17 protein-coding genes are annotated in these 19,565 nt (G+C 66.9%); 15 read left to right on the top strand and 2 right to left on the bottom strand.

The window, feature by feature from the left end:
- The 3 genes from JOF56_RS59425 to JOF56_RS06505 are packed head-to-tail and all read left to right on the top strand — an operon-like array spanning position 1 to position 4,978.
- Positions 1-1,617, top strand: a complete 1,617-nt coding sequence (locus JOF56_RS59425) for a phosphate ABC transporter substrate-binding protein PstS (protein WP_209635481.1) — start codon at positions 1-3, stop codon at positions 1,615-1,617.
- Positions 1,614-4,154, top strand: coding sequence for a hypothetical protein (locus JOF56_RS06510; RefSeq protein WP_209635479.1), 2,541 nt, complete (start codon positions 1,614-1,616; stop codon positions 4,152-4,154). Before JOF56_RS59425 ends, JOF56_RS06510 begins: the two co-directional genes overlap by 4 nt.
- A complete protein-coding gene (locus tag JOF56_RS06505) occupies positions 4,151-4,978 on the top strand; it encodes a sortase domain-containing protein (RefSeq protein ID WP_209635477.1) in 828 nt (275 codons plus the stop codon). Before JOF56_RS06510 ends, JOF56_RS06505 begins: the two co-directional genes overlap by 4 nt.
- Before the next feature lies 1 nt (position 4,979).
- Here the strand turns inward: JOF56_RS06505 and JOF56_RS06500 are convergent, their stop codons facing one another.
- Positions 4,980-5,828 (bottom strand): phosphate ABC transporter ATP-binding protein, encoded by an 849-nt coding sequence (locus tag JOF56_RS06500; protein WP_209635475.1) that lies wholly within the window; start codon positions 5,826-5,828, stop codon positions 4,980-4,982.
- 216 nt (positions 5,829-6,044) lie between these two features.
- Here JOF56_RS06500 and JOF56_RS06495 point away from each other — a divergent pair, with 216 nt between their 5' ends.
- Positions 6,045-7,028, top strand: a complete 984-nt coding sequence (locus tag JOF56_RS06495) for a substrate-binding domain-containing protein (RefSeq protein WP_209635473.1) — start codon at positions 6,045-6,047, stop codon at positions 7,026-7,028.
- A gap of 46 nt (positions 7,029-7,074) precedes the next feature.
- On the opposite strand, the gene JOF56_RS06490 is transcribed toward JOF56_RS06495, so the two are convergent.
- Entirely contained in the window at positions 7,075-7,452 is a 378-nt protein-coding gene (locus tag JOF56_RS06490) for a tetratricopeptide repeat protein (protein WP_209635471.1), read from the bottom strand.
- Between the two features lie 220 nt (positions 7,453-7,672).
- Between JOF56_RS06490 and JOF56_RS06485 the strand changes: the two genes are divergently transcribed.
- The 11 genes from JOF56_RS06485 to JOF56_RS06435 all read left to right on the top strand — a co-directional run bounded on the left by JOF56_RS06485 (position 7,673) and on the right by JOF56_RS06435 (position 19,565).
- The gene (locus JOF56_RS06485) at positions 7,673-9,088 is read left to right on the top strand and encodes a zinc ribbon domain-containing protein (RefSeq protein WP_209635469.1); all 1,416 of its coding nucleotides are present in this window, start codon (positions 7,673-7,675) and stop codon (positions 9,086-9,088) included.
- A gap of 16 nt (positions 9,089-9,104) precedes the next feature.
- A complete protein-coding gene (gene eno, locus JOF56_RS06480; protein WP_209635467.1) occupies positions 9,105-10,391 on the top strand; it encodes a phosphopyruvate hydratase in 1,287 nt (428 codons plus the stop codon).
- On the top strand, positions 10,392-10,853 hold the full coding sequence (locus tag JOF56_RS06475) for an FtsB family cell division protein (protein WP_372447842.1): 462 nt from the start codon (positions 10,392-10,394) through the stop codon (positions 10,851-10,853).
- The gene (locus JOF56_RS06470) at positions 10,854-11,354 is read left to right on the top strand and encodes a DUF501 domain-containing protein (protein ID WP_209635466.1); all 501 of its coding nucleotides are present in this window, start codon (positions 10,854-10,856) and stop codon (positions 11,352-11,354) included.
- Positions 11,355-11,569: 215 nt separating this feature from the next.
- Positions 11,570-12,775, top strand: coding sequence for a lytic transglycosylase domain-containing protein (locus JOF56_RS06465; protein WP_307854954.1), 1,206 nt, complete (start codon positions 11,570-11,572; stop codon positions 12,773-12,775).
- 19 nt (positions 12,776-12,794) lie between these two features.
- Positions 12,795-13,739: a Ppx/GppA phosphatase family protein gene (locus JOF56_RS06460; RefSeq protein ID WP_209635464.1), complete on the top strand. Its 945-nt coding sequence runs from the start codon at positions 12,795-12,797 to the stop codon at positions 13,737-13,739.
- Between the two features lie 141 nt (positions 13,740-13,880).
- Positions 13,881-15,545 (top strand): peptide ABC transporter substrate-binding protein, encoded by a 1,665-nt coding sequence (locus tag JOF56_RS06455; RefSeq protein WP_209635463.1) that lies wholly within the window; start codon positions 13,881-13,883, stop codon positions 15,543-15,545.
- 83 nt (positions 15,546-15,628) lie between these two features.
- On the top strand, positions 15,629-16,555 hold the full coding sequence (locus JOF56_RS06450; protein WP_209635462.1) for an ABC transporter permease: 927 nt from the start codon (positions 15,629-15,631) through the stop codon (positions 16,553-16,555).
- Positions 16,548-17,522, top strand: coding sequence for an ABC transporter permease (locus JOF56_RS06445; RefSeq protein ID WP_209635461.1), 975 nt, complete (start codon positions 16,548-16,550; stop codon positions 17,520-17,522). The genes JOF56_RS06450 and JOF56_RS06445 overlap by 8 nt, the downstream gene beginning before the upstream one ends.
- A gap of 5 nt (positions 17,523-17,527) precedes the next feature.
- On the top strand, positions 17,528-18,574 hold the full coding sequence (locus tag JOF56_RS06440; protein ID WP_209635460.1) for an ABC transporter ATP-binding protein: 1,047 nt from the start codon (positions 17,528-17,530) through the stop codon (positions 18,572-18,574).
- On the top strand, positions 18,567-19,565 hold the full coding sequence (locus JOF56_RS06435; protein WP_209635459.1) for an ABC transporter ATP-binding protein: 999 nt from the start codon (positions 18,567-18,569) through the stop codon (positions 19,563-19,565). The genes JOF56_RS06440 and JOF56_RS06435 overlap by 8 nt, the downstream gene beginning before the upstream one ends.

The following is a 19,565-nucleotide window of genomic DNA, read 5'->3' as shown; positions in this document are numbered from 1 at the left end:
ATGAACCGGCCAACCCGGCTCACGCGCTTGCTGGCGACGCTGGCCAGCGGCGTGCTGCTGGCCCTGACGGCCGCGACGGGGCCGGCGCACGCCCAGAGCTACGTGCCGATCGACGGTTCCGGCTCGACGTGGAGCGCCAACGCGATCAGCCAGTGGATCGCTGATGTCAAGAGCTTCGGCATGCCGGTGAACTACAGTTCGGTCGGCTCCAGCCGCGGCCGGCAGGACTTCGCCAACAAGCTCACGCACTTCGGCGTCTCGGAGATCCAGTACGGCATCAAGGACGCCAACGGCAACACCGACGGCCCGAACAACCGCGCCTACGCGTACATGCCGATCGTGGCCGGTGGTACCGCGTTCATGTACCACTTGACCATCAGTGGCCAGCTGGTACGCAACCTGCGGCTGTCCGGCGCCACGATCACCAAGATCTTCTCCGGCAAGATCACCAACTGGTCGGATCCCGCGATCACCGCGGACAACAACGGCCGCGCCCTGCCGTCGAAGAAGATCATCCCGATCGTCCGCTCGGACGGCTCGGGCACCTCGGCCCAGTTCACGCTGTGGATGAGCAAACAGCACGGCGGCATCTGGGGTACGGGGATGACGTCGTACTTCCCGCAGTTCACCGGATCGGTGGCCAAGAGCAGTTCGACCGAAGTGGCGACGTACATCTCCGCCCAGTACGGCGAAGGCGCGATCGGCTACGTCGAATACTCCTACGCACGGGCGCAGAACTACCCAGTCGCGAAGGTGCTCAACAACGCGGGCTACTACACCGAGCCGACGGACTCCAACGTCGCGGTGGCGCTGACCCAGGCGAAGATCAACCGGGACAACCCCAACGATCCGTCCACCTACCTGACCCAGCAGCTGGACGGCGTCTACAACAACGGGGACAAGCGGACGTACCCGCTGTCGTCCTATTCGTACATGATCGTTCCGACTGCTGTCGACGGCAAGATGAACGAGGCGGCAGGCAGGACGCTGGGCGCCTTCTCGTACTACTTCCTTTGCCAGGGCCAGCAGAAAGCCGGTCCCCTGGGATATTCGCCGTTGCCGTTGAACCTCGTGCAGGCCGGTTACGAGCAGGTGCACAAGATCCCGGGTGCGGAGAAGAAAGGGCTGGACGCCGGCGGGTGCAACAACCCGACTTTCGATCCGGCCAGCCCAGGCTCCAACAAGCTGGCCGCGACCGCGAAGTTCCCGGAGGAGTGCGACAAGACCGGTGCCGGGCCATGCGGTGAAGGTGGCGGCGGTGGCGGAGGCGGCAACGGCGGTGGCAATGGGAACAACGGCGGTGGTGGCGGCAACGGTTCCGGTAACGGCGGGCCCGGCGGCACCGGCGATCCCAACAATCCCAACGGCGGCGATGGTACGCAGATCGACCCGATCACCGGTGAGGTGATCGGTGGCGACAACGGCAACGGCGGATCCGGTCCGGGATCGAGCGGGGTCGCGACCGAACTCGCGGCCGGCCGGGCCGGCACGGAGACCGCGATGGGCGTGCTCGCCGCGATCGAACTTTTGCTTGTCCTAGTGGTTCCCGCGATCGTCGCGCGAACTGTCAGCAAACGGCGCGCGATCCGTGCCGAGCAGGAGGGGACCTGGAGATGAATGCCACGAGGTTCACCCGGGCATTACCGTGGCTGGCGCTGTCCGGCGTGGTCACCATGCTCGCCGCCGGGCTTGCCCTGCTGCTGCCGGTGACCGCGGCCGGTCAGCCTGCCTCGACCGCTGTCACCGAGACGCGCCAGATGCCGACCGACTACAACTACACCGCTCCGGCGGGCACGACCTACAACGCCTCGGTGACGGTGTCGCAGACCAAGGATCTGGTGCGCCAGAAGGTCAAGGTGTCCTGGTCCGGGCTGCGGCCGACCAACGGTGCCATCGGTGCGGCGAACTATCCCGTGGTCGTGCTGCAGTGCTGGGGCAACAAGGACCGGGTGACCCAGCAGACCTGCTGGAACGCCGGGCCCGGTGTCGGCGTGGAGAAACTCAACGTGGTCTTCGCCGACAAGGGCACCTTCGATCCCGCTGTCTTCGGCCCCGCGCCGAGCCGGGACACCTCGATGCCGTTCAAGGCCAGGGACGACGGCAAGCTCTACAATGGACTGGCCACGAGCGCGGGCTGGCCGGACGGGCAGGTGGTCAAGACCAACCCGACGGCGTACTCGATCGCGACCGCCAACGCGGTGCTGCCCAACTCATACCAGGGCTTCACGAACGCCGACGGCACCGGCGAGACGGACATCGAGCTGCTCACCGGCTTCGAGAACCCGCACCTCGGGTGCAGCAGCACGGCTGCCTGCTCGCTGGTGGTGGTCCCGATCGGTGACCCCGTCTGCAAGCCGGACAGCGCGTTGCCCGCCAACATTCGCGGGCAGTGCCGCGCGGGCCGCGTCACCGGACGCCTTGCCTCGCACTGGATCTCCCCGGCCAACTGGTCCCGGAAGTTCGCGTTCGACCTGTCGTTCCGCGAGTCCCCGACCTCGTGTGCGATCGACTCCCGGCCGGAGACCGGCTTCTCCGGGTCCTTCTACGCCTTCCAGGTGCTCAACAACAGTTGGCGGCCGAAGTTCTGCCAGGACAAGAAACTCTTCCGGCTGGGCTACACCGCGCTGAGCGACGGTGAGGCACGCGGCCAGTTCGCGGGCGCGCTGACCGGAACCTGGCAGGACGGGACGACAAACGCGTTGCTCACCTCCAGACCGGTGGAGGGTGAGCTCGCCAAACCCACTGTGTACGCGCCGGTCACGGTCAGCGGGGTGGCGGTGTCGTTCGTACTGGACGACCAGAACCTCAAAGAGGTCACCGAACTGAACCTCAACGCCCGGCTGCTGGCCAAGATGATCACCCAGTCCTACCGGTCGACCTCAGTGATCAGCGGGGAGCATCCCGGCTTGAAGGGCAACCCGCGCTGGTGGGGCGAGGACCCTGAGTTCCGGGCGCTGAATCCGCACATTCCCGCCGACGCGTTGTTCGCCATCAACAGGGACGGCTCGAACTATCCGGTCATCTCGCTCGGCGATCTGGACTCGATCTACGCGCTGACCGCGTACATCGCCGCCGACAAGGACGCGGTCGCGTGGCTGAACGGCGCCAACGACGGGCACGGCATGTTCGTCAACCCGAAGTTCCACGAGTACAAGCTGCCGGTCGGCCTGCTTGAACTGCGAGACGACTTCAAGGACTCCAACCCGGGCAGCCCTGTCTACGGACAGTTCCTGCTGTCGGCCTACGCCAACGTCGCGGACAGCATCTACAACGCGGCGGTCGCGGTCGCGCAGGCGTGGCCGTACGCGGGCCTCAGTCAGTCCTGTGTGGACCCGGCCAAGCCGGAGACCTGTTCGCTCAAGCGGGTGGACCAACGGCAGACCGGTGGGTTCCGGGCCATGCTGGCGATCACCTCGCTGGCCGACTCGAAGGTGTTCGGCCTGCGGCAGGCGGCGTTGCAGACCGCGCCGGGCAAGTTCGTCAAGCCGGACGACTACTCGCTCGCCCTGGCACTGCGTGGCACCAAGCTGGACGAGAAAACCGGCGTGCTCAAACCGGACTTCCCCAAGATGCATCCGAACGCGTACCCGGGGATGTCCGTTGTGTACGCGGCGATCCCGACAACCGGCTTGAGCGCGACGACTGCGCGCGACTACGCGAAGTTCCTGGACTACGCGGCCGAACCCGGGCAGGTCCGGGGGAATGCGATGGGCCAGTTGCCGGACGGATACGTGCCGTTGAGCGACCCGCTGCGGGAACAGACCCGCAACGCGGCAGTGGCCGTTCGTGAGCAGAAAGGCCAGGTGCCAGCACCTCCGCCAGGGCTGGTCGACGACCCCGCAGGCGGTCTGCTGCCACCTCCCGGCGACAACACGAACAACATCGCAGGCAACGGCAACAGGCCGGCCACTTCCACACCGGCTTCGACCACACCGCCGCCCCCGGCGACCTCGACGACCGCACCGCCCACTGTGGACAAGGCGTCGACCACCATCGCGACCCGCACCGACTCGTCCGGCTTCGCCAAGTGGGTACTGCCCGGCCTGCTCGGCGTGGGTGCGCTGGCCGGGTTGATCGCGTTCGGCGCGACGGTCTGGACCCAGCCGCAGCACCCGGTTCGCCGTGCGCTGCGCGCGGCCCTGCGACGGTCATGACCAAGACACGAGTGTTGACACAGGCGTTGATCGTCCTGTCGGTCCTCGCCTTCGGGTTCGCCGGGTACCTGCTGGTCCTCTCGCCGGTTCAGCAGGACCGCAGCCAGACAGTGCTGTACGCGCAGGCCCGCCAGTCGCTGGCCGAGATCAGCATGCCGACCGGCGGGAAGATCGACGCCGGGACACCGGTGGCATTGCTGGAGATCCCCGGCCTGGAAATGTCACAGGTGGTGGTCGAGGGCACAGCGGGCAGTGAGCTCGCGAAGGGTCCCGGGCACCGGCGGACGACGCCGTTGCCCGGCCAGCCCGGCGTGTCCGTCCTGATGGGCCGGGCGGCGACCTATGGCGCGCCGTTCAAGGAGATCGGGAAACTCCAGCAGGGCGACGAAGTCAACGCGACAACCGGCCAGGGCCGGTTCACCTATCGCGTTGACGGTGTGCGCAGGGAAGGCGACGCGACACCACCTGTACTGGCGCGTGGCGGAAGCCGGATCATGCTTGTCAGCGCCGAAGGTGGCGACCTGACCGGGCCGGAGCGGACGGTCTTCGTGGACGCCACGCTCGTCGGCGATGCAGCGGCCGCGCCGGGCGGCCGTTCACGCACGCAGCTTCCCGAAGAGGAATTCCTGGCCAGGGACAGCTCTGTGCTGATCGAGCTGGTGCTGTGGCTGCAGGCACTCGTGCTGGCCGTCGGAGCCTTCGCGTGGGCCCGGATCCGTTGGGGCCGTTGGGAAACCTGGCTGGTCGGCGTGCCCGTTGTGGTGGCCGCGACCTGGCAGGTGTACAGCACGGGAGCAGTGGCCCTGCTCCCGAACCTCTTGTAGTTCAGCCGAACCGGCCGTTGACGTAGTCGGCGGTGCGCGGGTCGACCGGGTCGTTGAACATCATCTCGGTCGGCCCCGCCTCGACGATCAGGCCCGGCGTGCCGGCCTCGGCCAGGAAGAACGCGCAGTGCTGGGAAACCCGGGCGGCCTGCTGCATGTTGTGGGTGACGATCACGATCGTGACCTCGTGGCGCAGCTCCGCGATCGTCTCCTCGATCCGCCGGGTCGAGGTCGGGTCGAGCGCTGAGCACGGCTCGTCCATCAGCAGCACGTCCGGCCGGACCGCGAGCGACCGCGCGATACAGAGCCGCTGCTGCTGACCGCCCGACAGTGCCCCACCAGGCTGTTTGAGCCGGTCGCGGACCTCTTTCCACAGCCCGGCTTTGGTCAGGCACTGTTCGACCAGGTCCATCCGGTCGTTGCGGGACACCTTGGAACCGGTCAGCTTCAGCCCCGCGGTGACGTTGTCAGCGATGGACATCGCCGGAAACGGGTTCGGTTTCTGGAAGACCATGCCGATCCGGCGGCGGGTCTCGGTGATCCGGCCGCCCGGCTCGTAGATGTCCACACCGTCGAGCAGGACCTCGCCGGCCAGCGCGGCACTGGGCACCAGTTCGTGCATCCGGTTGAGAATGCGCAGAAACGTCGACTTGCCGCAGCCGGACGGCCCGATCAGCGCCGTCACGCTGCCCGCCGACATGGTCAGCGAGACCCGCTGCAACACCTTGTGCTTGCCGAACCACGCCGAGATGTCGACCGCTTCCAGTTCACTGCCCTGAAAGGCCGGCTCGACGGTTCTGCTTGCGGGATCGACCAATGACTCCGACACGGCACTCCTTTTCGGACACATTCCTCAAGGCCGCACGATATGCCGGTCGCCGGGCCGGCCGGTGAACAACGGGTTCACGGCGCATGGCCCCCTCGCCGGTTTGTTGCGCGTTAAGCAGCTAGGCGTGTGGCGAGAAACCAGTCTTCGCATGGTCATGGTGGTCCGGGTCGCGGCGCTGCGCAACGGTTAGGACAGCCCCGATCGGGGCAAACCTTTTGAAGGACAAGGAGATTGTTGATGCGCTCCATCCTAGGGAAGGCGGCGGTCACCATCGGTGCCGCGGCGGCAGTCGTGGGCCTCGCTGCTGGCAACGCGGTCGCCGACCCGGGCTCCACGCCGCTCAGAGGGGACATCGTCGGTGTCGGCTCGGACACCACTCAGGGTCTGGTGCAGGCGCTGGCCGACGGCTACAACGCCGCGCACGCCCGGCCGGAGAACTGGGTGGCGTCGTGGGACGCCTTCGGTGAGGGCCTGCCCACCACGATCGCGGTGAAGGAGAACTCGAACCCGGCCACGTTCACCCGGCCCAACGGCTCGAGCGCCGGCATCACCGCCCTGATCAACGACGGCGACGAGCACGACATCGACTTCGCGCGGTCCTCGCGCTGGGTCGGCACCAACCCGGCTGAGGCCAACTACCGGTTCCTGCAGTTCGCGCGGGACGGCCTGACCTACGCCACCGCCACCACCTCCAACGTGCCGGCCACCAAGACCACGCTGGAGCTCAACGACATCTACAGCCGCAACATCGGCAACTGCGTGCCGCTGGTCAAGCCGTACATCCCGCAGAACGGCTCCGGCACCCGGACGTTCTTCCTGGCCAGCATCGGCCTGTCCGCGCCGGGCACCTGCGTCACCGTGTCGCAGGAGCACGACCCGAGCGTCGTCGTCGGTGACCCGAACGCGATCGCGCCGTTCTCGGTGGCCCGTGGCTGGGGCGTCGCAGGCCTGAAGCTGAACGACATCAACGACGCGTCCCGCCCGGTGGGTCTCCCGGCCAACCTGGTCGCCAACGACACCCCGCCGAACGGCTCGCTCGCCTCCATCCGCGTGTACGACCGCGGCGTGTACAACGTGGTCCGCAACGCCGACGCCGATCTGCCCAAGTACGCCAACGTCTTCGGCCCGGACGGCTTCATCTGCACCGAGGGCGCCGACATCATCACCGCCCAGCACTTCCGCCTCGCCGAGCCGGAGAACTGCGGCTCGCACGTGAAGTAAAGCCCTCACACAAGACCGCCCCAGCCTCCCGCTGGGGCGGTTTTGCCTATCCGACGTCGTCGTTGAGCGCGATCCGCGCGTTGACCTCGCTGAGGGCCTCTTGGTATTCCGGCACCGGGTTCATCGCCGCGGCCAGCCTGAACTGGCGTCTGGCCTCCATGAACCGGCTTTGCCGTTGCAGCGCCCGCCCCAACGCGAAGTGCGCGTAGTGATCGGTCGGGTCGAGCTCGATCACCTTGCGGAACGCCTCCTCCGCCCGGCGCAGCTGAGCCGAGCCCAGGTAGGCCCGTCCCGCCAGCAGTTGCACGCTCGGCTTGTCGGCCTCGGCCTCGAGCACCGGGGCCAGCGCGGCCAGCGCGTCCAGCGGTCTGCGCATGGCCACCAGCATTTCTGCCTGCCGGAACGCCGCCACCATGTCGCTCATGATCGCGTCACGTTACTTGGCATTGGCCTGTTGTTCGACTGCCGTCCGGGTGGCGGGACCAATCTCACCTCCGCAAAGCGTGCCTTCAGCAGGCGTATCGCCGGGCACGACTAGTCTAGGCGGGGGAGAAGGCAAGAGCTGGGAGCAACTGCCGGTACCGGTCTGTTGATCGGACCTGGCCAGTGTTGTCCCTGATGAGCGGAGGGGAGGTGTGTTTCTGGTGAAGGTCACTCGTATCGCGTACAGCTCGTATCTGAACGCGGGTAAGTTCGGGCGGCTGGTCGAGCAGGCTGCTCGCCTGGGACGGGTGCGGTCGCTGGTGTGGGATCTGTGTGGCTCGATCGCCGGTGTGGGCCGGTCCGATCGGCAGATCCGCGACGCGTGGATGGCTGACGGCACTGCGAAGGGGTTCGGTGTGCCTGCGAATGCGTGGAAGGAGACTGTGCGGGACGCGGTGGCCGATATCCGGGCGCACCGAGAAGCCGCGAAGGTGCACGTACGCCGCGCGATCCACCGCCGCGACCTGCCTGAGGCGGAGCGGAAACGGCTGTACACGCTGCTCAAACGGGACCGATGGACAAGTGATCCTTTGTTGCGGCGATGGATGCGCCGGCATTGGCGCCGGGGCCGCAACCACACTGCGAATCAGATCATCATCCGCTCGGACAAGGTGCGCACGTTCACGCTGGCCGAGGGGGGCAAGATGTGGCTGGCGGTTCCTGGCTTGACGCCACATAAGAGCGTCGCGGTCCCGCTGGACACCACTCAGCCACCGTCAGGGACGCTGCGGGTAATCCTGCGCGGTGGCCAGGCCGAGGTGCACTACCAGGTCGACGACAAGGCACTGAAGTCTGCGCACCGCCCCGCCGGCCAGGCTGCCGTTGGGGTGGACAAGGGCTACAGCGAAGTACTCACCGACTCCGATGGCGAGCACCACGGTCCCGAGTTGGGGGTACTGCTGCGGGAGCGCTCCGACCTGCTCAGAGCACGAAACGCGCGACGAGCGAAGCTACGGTCGATCGCCAACAACGCCGCTGAGCGCGGCCAGCACCGCAAGGCGGAGCGGATTCGACGCAACAACCTCGGTACTGTCAAGAAGCATCGGCAGCAGCGCCGCTGGGAACAGCGGGTCCGCACAGTGACATACCGCGCGGTGAACGCTGTGGTCGACAAGGCCGCGGTCATCGTCGCTGAGGACCTCACCAGATCATTCGTGCCCCGAGCGGGTGGGGCGAATACCAACCGGCGGCTGGCAGCCTGGACGAAAGGCCTCACCGCCGAGGCGCTCACAAACGTGTCGGACCGCAGAGGTTCTGCGGTGCGGCTGGTGAATGCGGCCTACACGTCGCAAGTGATACCTGGAACCAACTCCTTCGGGATACGGTCCGGGGATCGGCTTCACTGCACAGGGTGCGGGGTCGTGTGGCAAGCGGACCACGCCGCTGCGATCAACATCCTGGATCGAGCCGCCGATCCCGACATCGGCCTGCGGACACCGCACTGGCGGGTCAAGCAGATCATCCAGGAACGCGATCGCCAACGGTCCAGACTGCCGGACCAGGACTCCAACATCGCGGGTCACCGCGGGTGTGGAGAGCGAACCATCCAATCCCTACAGGCTCTGATCAAGGAATAGGAAGCAGGGACGACCAGTGGCGGTAATCGAGCAGGTCGGCGCACGCGAGATCCTGGACTCGCGGGGTAACCCCACCGTTGAGGTGGAGGTCGCGCTGGACGACGGCACCCTGGCCCGTGCGGCCGTTCCGTCGGGTGCGTCGACGGGTGAGCATGAAGCCGTCGAGTTGAGGGACGGCGACAGCAACCGTTACCTGGGCAAGGGCGTCGAGAAGGCGGTCACGGCCGTGCTCGACGAGATCGGGCCGGAGCTGACCGGGATCGAGGCCGTCGAGCAGCGCGTGGTCGACCAGAAGCTGGTCGACCTGGACGGCACGCCGGACAAGTCCCGCCTCGGTGCGAACGCCATTCTCGGGGTCAGCCTCGCGGTGGCCAAGGCCGCCGCGGAGTCCAGCGGCCTCGAGCTCTTCCGTTATGTCGGTGGCCCGAACGCGCACGTTCTGCCGGTGCCGATGCTCAACATCCTCAACGGTGGCGCGCACGCGGACACCGAAGTGGACATTCAGGAGTTCATGATCGCGCCGATCGGCGCGGAGTCCTTCCGGGAGGCGCTGCGCTGGGGCGCGGAGGTCTACCACTCGCTGAAGTCCGTGCTCAAGAGCCGGGGACTGGCCACCGGCCTGGGCGACGAGGGCGGCTTCGCCCCGAGCCTGGGCAACAACCGCGAGGCGCTCGACCTGATCCTGGTGGCCATCGAGAAGGCCGGCTACCGGCCGGGCCGTGAGATCGCACTGGCCCTGGACGTCGCCGCCACCGAGTTCTTCGCCGACGGCGCATACACGTTCGAGGGCAGCAAGCGCAGCGCGGAGCAGATGACCGCGTACTACAAGGAGCTGGTGGACAACTACCCGCTCGTGTCCATCGAGGACCCGCTGTCGGAGGACGACTGGGACGGCTGGGTGCGGATGACCGCGGAGCTCGGCGAGCGCGTGCAGATCGTCGGCGACGACCTGTTCGTGACCAACCCGGAGCGGCTGGAGGAGGGCATTTCCCGGCGCGCGGCCAACGCGCTGCTGGTGAAGGTCAACCAGATCGGCACGCTGTCGGAGACACTGGACGCTGTCTCCCTGGCCACTTCCTTCGGCTACAAGAGCATGATGAGCCACCGGTCCGGCGAGACCGAGGACACCACCATCGCCGACCTGGCCGTGGCCACCGGCGTCGGCCAGATCAAGACCGGCGCGCCGGCCCGCAGCGAGCGGGTCGCCAAGTACAACCAGCTGCTGCGGATCGAGGAGACCCTCGGTGACGCGGCCCGTTACGCCGGGGACCTGGCGTTCCCGCGCTTCAACCCGGAGAACTGAGTGACTGAACCCGGCGGCGATCAGGAGCGTCCGGAGCGGGCGCCGCGCAAGCGGCCTGCCCCGCGGCGGAGCCGGTTCACGCGCGGGTTCATGGGGCAGACGACCACACGGCGGGCCGCCATCCTGGCGACGATCGTGTGTGCGTTGGCGTTGTCGATCGCCGTCCCGCTGCGTACGTACCTGTCGCAGCGGGACGAGGTCGCGGCCCAGGAACGTCTTCAGGCCGAGCGGCGTGCGCTCGTGCAGCGGCTGGAGGAGCGCAAGGCGCAGCTGGCCGACCCGGCGCAGATCCAGGCCGAGGCACGGCGCAGGCTGCGGTACGTCATGCCCGGCGAGACGCCGTACATGGTGCAGCTGCCTGGTGATGTGGGCGTCGAGTCGGGCCGTCAGCCGACCGCACCGGCCGGCCCGGAGCAGCCGTGGTTCCAGTCCCTCTGGAATTCGATTACAGAGAGCAGATAGGTGCAGTTTCAGCCAGTCACCGACGAGGACCGGGCCGCGGTCAAGGCTCAGCTGGGCCGTGAGCCCCGTGCGTTGCGTGCGGTCGCCGCCCGGTGCCCGAGTGGTCATCCCGCGGTGGTGCAGACCAGTCCACGGTTGGAGGACGGCACGCCGTTCCCCACGCTCTACTACCTCACGTGCCCGCGGCTGACATCGCTGTGCAGCACGCTCGAGGCCGAGGGCGTGATGAAGGAAATGACCCAGCGGCTGTCGGAAGATCCCCAACTGGCTGCCGATTACGAGAAGGCGCACGTCTCGTACCTTGCGGAGCGTGACGCCATCGAGTCGCTCGGAACGCAGGTCAGCGCAGGCGGTATGCCCGGCCGTGTCAAGTGCCTGCATGTCCACTTGGCGCATGCCCTGGCCTGCGGACCTGGTGTGAATCCATTCGGCGACGAGACCTTGCAACGGATCAGTGGCCGGTGGCCGTCTGGAGATTGTCAGCCAGATAACAACGGATGACATGTAACTGTCAGATGACTATGAACTTCGGCCGTACAGACCAAAGGCCCGTGAAAGTTCCCCTCGGATGAGGCAGGCTAGGGGCCGAGGCATCACAGGTCGCAAGAGGAGTCGAGAGTTCCGGGGAGGCCGGGTCCGTGTCGTTCGCGCCTTTGAACAGGGCTGCCCGACGTAAGGTCATGCGCTTTTTGCGGCGCAAGCGAGGGGTCGCGGCGGTGGCGGCCTTGCTCTTGCTTGTGCCGGCTGCGCTGGCCGGCGACACCATGTCGGGCTGGGGGACGACCGAACGGCCGGTGGTCCCGTTGGCCAACGGCCTCGGCCGGGGTTTCTTCGGTATCGACCTGGAGGACCTGGGTGCCAGCGGTGAGCTGCCGGAGGTGAGCCAGCTCTCCCAGGAGTTGCAGCGCCTGGCGTCCGACCCGGCCGCGCTGGCCAACGCGGGCGACCCGTTGAGCGTGCCGACCGGTGTGCTCGGCATCCCGGGCCCGTCGCTGGCCGCCTACAAGAAGGCCGAGCAGTTGCTCGCGGCCCAGATGCCCGGCTGCCACCTGACCTGGCCCCTGCTGGCCAGCATCGGCCGGATCGAGTCCAACCACGGCAACAGCGGCCAGGTCGACTCCAAGGGCAACACGCTCGAGAAGATCCTCGGCCCGGTCCTGGACGGCAACGGCTTCGCCGCGATCCCCGACACCGACGGCGGCACGTACGACGGCAACGAGCAGTGGGACCGTGCGGTCGGCCCGATGCAGTTCATCCCAGCCACGTGGCGGACGTACGCGGCCGACGGCAACGGCGACGGCGTCTCCAACCCGCACAACATCTACGACGCGGCGACCGCGGCGGGGAAGTACCTCTGCGCGGGTCCGGTTGACCTCAGCAATGCGCAGATGCGCTACCAGGCGGTGTTCCGCTACAACCACTCCGACAGCTACGTGACCACGGTCCTGCTCTGGGCCGAGGCGTACGCGAAGGGCGTCACCGAGATCCCGCCGGGCCTCGGAACAGGCACCGGAACCGGTAGTGGCACCGGTGGCACCGGCAGTGGCTCGACGGACACCCAGAACCAGGCTGCCGGCCCGCCGCCGCCGGAGCCGATCCAGACCACCCCACCGCCGCCACCTCCACCCCCACCGCCGCCACCGCCCTCGACGACCCCGGCCGATCCGCCGACGCTCGGCCCCAAGCCGACGGCATCGTCGGTGACACGCCCGAGCACCCCGCCGACGTGCGAGTCCACCACGCCGACGTCCGGCGCCGCGACCTCGGCGTCCGCGCAGCCGAGCGGGCAATCGGCCGGGCAGTCGCAGTTGTCGGGTTCCGGGTCGCCGTCCTCGTCGGCCGCGGCGCCGGACGGGCCGGTTCCCCAGGGTGCGCCGGTGCCGCCCGACCCGTGCAAGCCGGATCCCAAGCCAAGCAACTAAGCCCTAGTAGATTGGCGGCATGCCAAGGGTTGCCGCCATCGATTGTGGGACTAACTCGATCCGTTTGCTCGTCGCGGACGTGACCAAGCGCGATGACGGCACATCGTGGCTGCGTGACGTCCACCGCGAGCAACGGGTCGTCCGGCTCGGCCAGGGCGTGGACGCCACCGGGATGCTCAACCCGGAGGCCTTGGAACGCACGCGGGTGGCGCTCGCGGACTACACGGCGATCCTGCGGCGTAAGGGCGCGGAGAGCGTGCGCATGGTTGCGACGTCCGCGACGCGTGACGCGAGCAACCGGGACGACTTCTTCGACATGACCCGGTCGGTGCTGGGCGTACCGGCCGAGGTGATCTCCGGTGACGAGGAGGCCACGCTGTCGTTCACCGGGGCGGTCGGTGACCTCGACCCGGATGACGGCCCGTTCCTGGTCGTCGACGTCGGCGGCGGTTCCACCGAGCTGGTCCTGGGCACGTGGGACGGTGTGAAGGCGACGCCCAAGGCGGCCAAGTCGACCGACATCGGCTGTGTCCGGATCACCGAGCGTTGCCTGAAAAGCGATCCGCCCACGATCGATGAGATCGCTGCCGGGCGAGAACTCGCCACACAGGTCCTCCAGCAGGCCTTCGACGTCGTCCCGGTGGCCGAGGCCAAGACGTGGATCGGGGTCGCCGGGACAGCCACGACGATGGGCGCCATCGCTCTGGATCTGCCGCAGTACGACTCCGAGGCCATCCACCTGTCACGGGTGTCGCGCGAGACGATCGCCGCCACGAGCGACCGGCTGCTCAAGCTGAATCACGACGAGCGGGCCGCGATCCCGGTCATCCACCCGGGCCGGGTGGACGTCATCGCGGGCGGTTCGCTGATCTTCCAGGTGCTCGCCGAACAGCTGCCGCACATCCAGGAACTCACCGTCAGTGAACACGACATTCTGGACGGTATTGCCCTGTCCCAACTCTGAGGTGTTCGGAACTTTCGACCTCCCCCAATCGGAGTAATTGGCTCACATCGTGACGCCTTTGTGACTACGTGCCCAGCCGCGGTCCAGTTAACGTCCTCTCACACTGCGGGATCTGATGCAGGTTGGTACTGGAGGAGTCACATGCGCAAACCACGGCTGGTGGTGCTGACGGCGACGCCGTTGGCGCTCGCGCTGGCCCTGTCGGCATGCGGAAGCGGCGGCAGCGGCACGAGCACGAGCAACACACCGAACGCTGGTAGCGGCAACACGAACGGTGCGCTCTCGATCTACGGCACGGAGCCGGAGACGGACATGCTGCCGGCAAACGCCACCGACGCCGGTAGCGCGAAGATGCAGGAGGCGATCTACTCGAAGCTGGTCGGGTTCAAGCCCGAGGACGGCGCCACCTACAACGAGGTGGCCGAGTCGATCCAGTCCCCGGACTCCAAGGTCTGGACGATCAAGCTCAAGAAGGGCTTCAAGTTCCACGACGGGACCGAGGTCAAGGCCAAGAACTTCGTCGACGCCTGGAACTGGGGCGCCAACTCCAAGAACGCGCAGCTCGCGGCGTCCTTCTTCGAGGACATCCAGGGCTACAAGGACGTCCACACCGAGGACCCGGACGGCCCGAGCGGCCCGCAGAAGGCGCCAGCCCCCGCGACCGACAAGATGTCCGGCCTGAAGGTCGTCGACGACCTGACCTTCGAGGTCACCCTCAACGGCCCGTTCTCGGTGTTCCCGTCGAAGATCGGCTACACCCCGTTCGCGCCGCTGCCGGACAAGTTCTTCGCCGACCCGGAGGGCTTCGCCAAGGCCCCGATCGGCAACGGCCCGCTGAAGTTCGTCTCGCGTACGCCCAACACGGACATCAAGCTCACCCGCTTCGATGACTACAGCGGCACGAAGAAGGTCAACTTCAAGGACCTGACGATCAAGATCTACGCCGCGCAGGAAGCCGCCTACAAGGACCTGCTGTCGGACAACCTGGACTTCATGGAGGCCCTGCCGCCGTCAGCCAAGGCCGGTGGCAAGTACGAGAAGGACCTGGGCGACCAGGTGCTGAAGGCCAACCTGCTGTCGGTCAGCGCGCTGGCCGTGCCGGAGTACGTCCCGGCGTACAAGAACCCGGACGTGCGCAAGGCCATCTCGATGGCGATCAACCGTGAGCAGATCACCAAGACCGTGCTGCAGGGCACGTACGTCCCGGCCGACGGCCTGGTGCCGGAAGGCATCGAGGGCTACGAGAAGGGCACCTGTGGCGAGGCCTGTGTCTACGACCCGGCCAAGGCCAAGGCGCTGTGGGACACCGTGAAGGGCAGCTTCCCCGGCAAGATCACGATCATGTCCAACGCCGACGGTGGCCGCAAGGAGCCGCTGGAGGCCGCGTGCAACAGCATCAAGAACGCGCTGGGCGCCGAGTGTGAGTTCCTGCCGGCCACGAACTTCGGCCAGTTCCGTCAGGTCGTCAACGGCCGCCAGCTGACCGGCCTGAGCCGGTCCGACTGGTCCGCGGACTACCCGTCGATCGAGAACTTCCTGGTCCCGATCGTGAAGACCGGTGGCTCGTCCAACGACGCCAAGTACTCCAACCCCGAGGTCGACAAGCTGCTCGAGCAGGCAGGCACCACGGCCGACAAGGCCGCGTCGATCAAGCTGTACCAGCAGGCCTCGAAGCTGGCCATCAAGGAGCTGCCCAAGATCCCGACCTGGGTCGAGAAGGGCATCGGCGCCCGCTCCAAGAAGCTGTCCGCCGCCCAGCTCAACTTCAAGCGCCAGCTTGAATATTCGTCGGTAGTCGTCAAGTAGCATTCGCGGCCAATCGGGCCCTGTCCGGAACTCTCGGACAGGGCCTCTTGGCGGTTTAGCTCCCACCACTTAGGAGTGGACGCATGGGTCGCTATGTGCTGCGACGCCTATTGCAGTTCATCCCGGTCTTCCTCGGGACGACGTTTCTGATCTACACGCTGGTCTGGGCGGTTCCGGGTGACCCGTTCGCAGGCAAATGCGGCGACCGGCAGTGCCCGCAGGACTTCGTCGACGCGATGACCGTGAAGTACGGCCTGGACGACCCGCTTATCCTGCAGTACTTCGGGTACCTCGGGAAGGTGTTCACCGGCGACTTCGGCCAGACCTTCAACGGCAACTCGATCGGCGAGCTGATCGGCAACGCCTACCCGATCACGGTCCGGCTGGCGCTGATCGCGCTGCTGATCCAGATCGTCATCGGTGTCACCGCCGGTGTGCTGACCGGTCTGCGGGGCAAGGGTTTCCTGGACAACCTGGTGCTGGTCTCGACACTGTTCCTGATCTCGCTGCCGGTGTTCGTGACCGGTTCGATCCTGCAGATCGTGCTGGGCAACGAGTGGGGCATCATCGAACCGACGGTGTCGTCCGAAGCGACATGGGGCGAGCTGATCGTGCCCGGCTTCGTGGTCGGCAGCATCTCGATGGCCTACATCACCAGGCTCACCCGCACCAGTATCGCGGAGAACAGACGCGCGGACTTCGTGCGCACCGCGATCGCCAAGGGCCAGCCCACCCGCCGCGTGGTCGGCGTGCACCTGCTGCGCAACTCGGCCATCCCGGTCATCACGTTCCTCGGCACGGACCTTGGTTCGCTGATGGGCGGGGCGATCGTGACCGAGGGCGTGTTCAACATCCACGGCATCGGCGGCCTGATCTTCCGCAGTATCGCGGACAAAGAGGGCTTCATGGTCACCACGATCGTGGTGCTGCTCGTGCTGGTGTACTTGATCATGAGCTTGATCGTCGACTTGCTCTACGCCGTTCTCGACCCGAGGATCCGATATGACTGACCCCGGCTCCGTCGGCGGCGGCCCGGCGCTGGAGGACTTCGCCAGCCACGAGGCCACTGACCTGGCTGCCGTTGACGACTCCGCGCAGCGGCAGCGAAAGCCCCGCAGCCTGTGGGGCGACGCGTGGGCGCAGTTGCGCCGCAAGCCGATGTTCTACATCTCCGGTGTGATCATCGTCTTCATCGTGCTGATGGCGTTGTTCCCCAGTATTTTCACGTCCAAGCTGGCCGACTGGAACAACCTGGACCTGCAGAGCCAGCCGCCCAACGGCGACGCCTGGTTCGGCTATTCCTTCCAGGGCTACGACATCTGGGCCCGTGCCATGCACGGCGCACGGGCGTCGCTGCTGGTCGGCCTCCTCGCGACGATCCTCACGGTGATCATCGGCTCGCTGATGGGCATCATCGCCGGCTTCTACGGCAGGCTGACCGACTCGTTCATCTCCCGGTTCGGTGACATCTTCGCCGGACTGCCGTTCGTGCTCGGCGCGATCGTCATCCTGACCACGCTCAACCCGCCGGGCACCAGTCCCGGTGAGGCCACGATCGTGATTCAGGTGGTGCTCTCGATCGCGGTGCTGTCGTGGCCGGTGTCCATGCGCATCATGCGTTCGGCGACGATCGTGGCCAAGCAGTTGGACTACGTGAAGGCGGCGCGGGCGCTGGGCGCGAGTACGCCGCGGATCATCTTCCGGCACATGTTCCCCAACACCGTGGCGCCGGTGCTCGTCTACGCCACCATCGCGCTCGGCGCGTTCATCGGTGTCGAGGCGACGCTGGCCTATCTGGGCATCGGGGTGCGGCCACCGGTCGTGTCCTGGGGCGTAATGATCAACGACGCCAAGGACTACGTGCAGACCTCACCGCACGAGCTGCTGTTCCCAGCCGCCCTGGTGACCATCACGGTGCTGGCGTTCGTCATGCTCGGCGACGCGGTGCGCGACGCCCTCGACCCGAAGTCACGGTGAATCGAATGTCCACAGTGTACGACGGAGAAAAGGGCGAGTTCGTGGTGTCAGACGAGGCCCGGTCGGACACCGCGCCGCTGCTGGAGGTCAACGACCTGCGGGTGGAGTTCCGGACCGGCGACGGGGTCGCGAGTGTCCTCAACGGAGTCTCGTATCACGTCAACGCCGGTGAGACGCTTGCCGTGCTGGGCGAATCCGGCTCCGGCAAGAGCGTCACCGCGCAGACGATCATGGGCATCCTGGACACGCCGCCCGCGGTGGTTCTCGGCGGCGAGGTGAAGTTTCACGGCGAGGACCTGCTCAAGGCCAAGCCGCAGCGGCGGATGGAGGTCCGCGGCGAAGGCATCGCGATGATCTTCCAGGACGCGCTCTCCGCGCTGAACCCGGTGTTCACCGTGGGATTCCAGATCGAGGAGCAGCTCAAGGTCCGCCGGGGGCTCTCCAAGGCCGACGCCCGCAAGGCCGCGGTCGAGCTGCTCGACCTGGTCAAGATCCCGAACGCCAAGGGCCGGGTGCGTAACTATCCGCATGAGTTCTCCGGCGGTATGCGGCAGCGCGCGATGATCGCGATGTCGCTCGCGCTCGACCCGGAGCTGCTGATCGCCGACGAGCCCACCACCGCGCTGGATGTCACCGTGCAGGCCCAGATCATGGACCTGCTGCGCGACCTGCAGCAGGAACGCGACATGGGCCTGATCCTGATCACGCACGACCTCGGTGTGGTCGCCGAGGTCGCCGACCGGATCGCGGTGATGTACGCGGGCCGGATCGTGGAGCAGGCCGACGTGTTCTCGCTGTTCCGCAATCCCGGCCATCCCTACACCGAGGCGCTGCTGGCGTCGCTGCCCCGGATGGACCTCAAGGGCCAGGAGCTGACGGCGATCAAAGGGCTGCCGCCGAGTCTGGCGAACATCCCGTCCGGCTGCCCGTTCCACCCGCGTTGCCCGCGTGTGGTGGACCGTTGCAAGCAGGAAGTACCGGAGTTCCACCGGCTGTCCGGCGGCAGGTTCTCCGCGTGCCACTTCGCCGAGGAGATGGTGAGCAATGGCTGAGGCGATCCTGCAGGTCAAGGACCTGGTCAAGCACTTCCCGGTCCGTCAGGGCGTGCTGTTCAAGCGTACGATCGGGCACGTCAAGGCGGTCGACGGCGTCTCGTTCGACCTGCTCAAGGGCGAGACCCTCGGTGTGGTGGGCGAGTCAGGCTGCGGAAAGTCCACTTTGGCCCAGGTGCTGATGCGCCTTGAGCCGCCGACCGGCGGGACCGCGCTGTTCGAGGGCCGCGACATGTTCAAGATGCGCGGCGCCGAACTGCGCAAGCTGCGCCGTGACATCCAGATCGTGCTGCAGGACCCGTACACCTCGCTCAACCCGAGGATGACCGTCGGCGACATCATCGGTGAGCCGTTCGAGATCCACACCGATGTGGCGCCGAAGGGTTCCCGCGAGGGCAAGGTCCGGGAGCTGCTCGACGTGGTCGGGCTCAACCCCGAGCACATCAACCGGTACCCGCACCAGTTCTCCGGCGGCCAGCGCCAGCGCATCGGGATCGCCCGGGCGCTCGCCCTGCGCCCCAAAGTGATCATCTGCGACGAGCCGGTGTCCGCATTGGACGTCTCCATCCAGGCGCAGGTGATGAACCTGCTCGGCGAGTTGCAGCGTGACCTCGGACTGTCCTATGTGTTCATCGCACACGATCTGTCGGTGGTCCGGCACCTTTCCGACCGGGTCGCGGTGATGTACCTGGGCAAAGTTGTCGAAATCGGTACAGAGGACGAAATTTACGGCCAGCCGTCGCATCCGTACACGCAGGCGTTGCTGTCGGCCGTGCCCGTGCCCGATCCGCAGTTGCGTGGCCGCCGGGAGATCATCCGATTGACCGGTGACGTACCAAGTCCGATCAATCCACCCTCCGGATGTCGGTTCCGCACACGGTGCTGGAAGGCGCAGGATATCTGCGCAGAACAGGAACCAGAACTTGTCACCCGGGTGGCGGGGCACCCGAGCGCCTGCCATTTCGCGGAGGCGCAGGTCGTAGTTCCGTAG

Source organism: Kibdelosporangium banguiense, from assembly GCF_017876405.1.
In the GTDB taxonomy this organism is placed as follows: domain Bacteria; phylum Actinomycetota; class Actinomycetes; order Mycobacteriales; family Pseudonocardiaceae; genus Kibdelosporangium; species Kibdelosporangium banguiense.
This window is presented reverse-complemented; position numbering and strand designations above follow the sequence as displayed.